This is a genomic window from Candidatus Nitrotoga sp. BS, assembly GCF_927797785.1.
Classification (GTDB): Bacteria; Pseudomonadota; Gammaproteobacteria; order Burkholderiales; family Gallionellaceae; genus Nitrotoga.
In genome coordinates this window covers 1-2,332 of record NZ_CAKMLL010000105.1, presented here as the reverse complement: position 1 = coordinate 2,332, position 2,332 = coordinate 1, and the positions used below count along the sequence as shown (strand labels likewise).

The 2,332-nt window shown below is 46.5% G+C and carries 3 protein-coding genes; 2 read left to right on the top strand and 1 reads right to left on the bottom strand.

The window, feature by feature from the left end; translation table 11 throughout:
- Positions 1–229 precede the first annotated feature (229 nt).
- Positions 230–859 carry a putative metalloprotease CJM1_0395 family protein gene (locus MJ769_RS12850; protein ID WP_239237541.1) on the bottom strand — a complete coding sequence of 210 codons (630 nt, stop codon included), beginning with the start codon at positions 857–859 and terminating at the stop codon, positions 230–232.
- Between the two features lie 620 nt (positions 860–1,479).
- On the opposite strand from MJ769_RS12850, the gene MJ769_RS12845 reads away from it, so the two are divergent.
- Together MJ769_RS12845 and MJ769_RS12840 are read left to right on the top strand one after the other, a co-directional pair.
- Complete coding sequence (locus MJ769_RS12845) at positions 1,480–1,926, top strand: CopD family protein (protein WP_239237540.1); 447 nt, start codon at positions 1,480–1,482, stop codon at positions 1,924–1,926.
- 138 nt (positions 1,927–2,064) lie between these two features.
- The gene (locus tag MJ769_RS12840; RefSeq protein ID WP_239237539.1) at positions 2,065–2,301 is read left to right on the top strand and encodes a hypothetical protein; all 237 of its coding nucleotides are present in this window, start codon (positions 2,065–2,067) and stop codon (positions 2,299–2,301) included.
- The last annotated feature ends 31 nt before the right edge of the window (positions 2,302–2,332 follow it).

Here is a 2,332-nt window from a genome sequence, read left to right as displayed (position 1 = left end):
CCCTAAAAACCTGTCAAGTGTTTTCTTGATTATTTATAGGGGTGAGTAGTTACCATTAAAATATAAATACCAAAAGCAGTACAAAAGTGTCATCCCCAATATTCATACGTAAAATTTGGTAATTTCCATAAGCACATCTACTGTAATATTTCTACAACATTACAATACATGACCCCATTGCCTTCGGGCAACGCTGCATGACAAAGAAATTGATTTTAGATATGCCTTATTAAGCGAGCAGATCAATAAGAGACGCGGCACGTTCTGTGTTGATTTCTGAAATAGCGTTGTACGTATGATTAATTTTTGACGAGATACGCTGGAAGTTTGTTTCTTCCTGGTCATTATTCGTGGGTTTGTTTTCGTTTGCTCCCCGGCTCATAATTTCAGCACGGGCCTCAGCTGCCATCGCGGCTGCCGCCATCGCAACAGAACGATCTTGTGCTGAAGGTTCTGAAGGTGCCAGGGCGGCTTGTTGTATTTGTTGTGCTTTTTGCAGGGTCGTTTCCGGGTCACCAGCGACTCTGGATGTATCGATTTGCACCTCGCCACTAACAGCATATCGCTGCCCATCAGGCCCAAGTATAAATTTAAAGCTGGCACCGCCTTGGCTTATTCCCCCAGCGGCTGCAAGATGTGCTTGTTCGTGTGAGCGCACTTCTCGGTCTGTATCACGTAATTTTTGAATTTGACTTTGCAGCTCCAGTTTATTTTGTTGACTGGCTGTCGAATCATCCTGCGAGGGTTTCTGAGTATCATTTAGGGCTACAGTTTGCTTGACTTCATTACGAGCAGCTTGACTGACTTCACGCCTAGATTGTGGTGTGAAGAATGCTTGGTTGCTGGTAGCAGTTATCATTATTCTGAAGGTCTAAAAAGTATGATAAGTTGACTGTTGACTCTAGTTCTTTAGCGATTGGACGCCCATAAAAATCCAAGCTTCCAAGAGGCTGCTCGAGAGTAGAATGATCTACTATTTAAGTCAAATCAACTTCGCCCCTCGTCAATCCTAATAAATAATCAGCCTTGAAAATATTAAACTTCAGAACATCTTACGAAGTCCTTTTTAACACAAGAATTGTTTCACTTAGAATTTGAATTTACCGCATTCAGGCACGATAAAATATTGTGTCCTCAGAATTATTTATCCCGGTTCCAGCGCAAGTCTCGGCGCGGTGACGGACGCATGAATGAAAATTTTGGACTGCAGGAAACCTGCGGCGCGTCAGATTCATCGGCATGAAAAAAGGGGCTTTCACTGCAGCCTCGTTAGCCTCGTTAGCGTCTGTTAGACTCTTGTTTACTCAACCCGCTATAGGGCACCTCTAAAAATCCAACTTTCGTCACAATACTCCGTTACTCGAAAAAAATTATCGCTTACATATCAACTATATGCCGCGCTAAAATTTTTTACTCGCGCCTTGTCTTGTCTAGAAAATTGAATTTTTAGAGGCGCCCTATATTCTGAAAGGAAATCCCATGGCCCTATTTTTGTTACTACATGTTTTAAGCGTCGTCGTCTGGGTGGGCGGCATGTTCTTCGCCTACATGGCGCTGCGCCCGGTGGCCGCCAACGTACTAGAGCCGCCGCAACGATTGACGCTGTGGGCGGGTGTGTTCGGCAAATTTTTCCCCTGGGTATGGGCGTCGGTGGCGACGATACTGCTGACCGGTCTGACCCTGTTGATAATGATGGGCAGGATGCCGCACTACGTTCTCGCCATGCTGGTGCTGGGCGTGGCGATGATGCTGATTTTCGCGCACGTGTTTTTCTCGCCCTACAAAAAACTCAAACGCGCGGTCGGGGAAAAAGACTGGCAAAACGCGGTCGCCGCACTCGCGAAAATCCGCAGGTTGATCGGTATCAACCTCAGCCTGGGGCTGCTGACAATCGCGGTGGTGTTCATCGGGCGCGGCTTGACCTAAGGTTCGTCCCTCACCGCGCTTCGAATTTCAACTCGGCGTGTAGGAACGAGGGGGCTGTCGAAGCTCAATGGTGCTATGCAATGTTGAATGTGGCCAATCAACAGGGCGAGTGACCCAGCCACGTTTTACGGGATTGTAATGAATGTAATCGACGTGTCGCGCAAGATCAATCTCATCACGGATTTGATGTTCCAATATCGCCGCTGCCAGATGCCTCGCTCACGCTTGGCTTGGCGGCTGGCTCAAATATGCTCGCCTTTTGCCAGCCGCCACGAAAACCCGGCCATGATGAGCGACCCGCGCATAGGTCTAAATCCTATACCGTTAAAATTATTAACCATCTATCTCGTTATTTACCTTAGAATTTTCAACTAATTCAGGGGTTGAATTAACATTATCTATATTA

Excerpts from the sequence above, each read along its gene's own strand:
- MJ769_RS12840 (WP_239237539.1), top strand. The coding sequence starts at position 2,065 with ATGAATGTAATCGACGTGTCGCGCAAGATCAATCTCATCACGGATTTG.
- MJ769_RS12845 (WP_239237540.1), top strand. The coding sequence starts at position 1,480 with ATGGCCCTATTTTTGTTACTACATGTTTTAAGCGTCGTCGTCTGGGTG.
- MJ769_RS12850 (WP_239237541.1), bottom strand. The coding sequence starts at position 859 with ATGATAACTGCTACCAGCAACCAAGCATTCTTCACACCACAATCTAGG.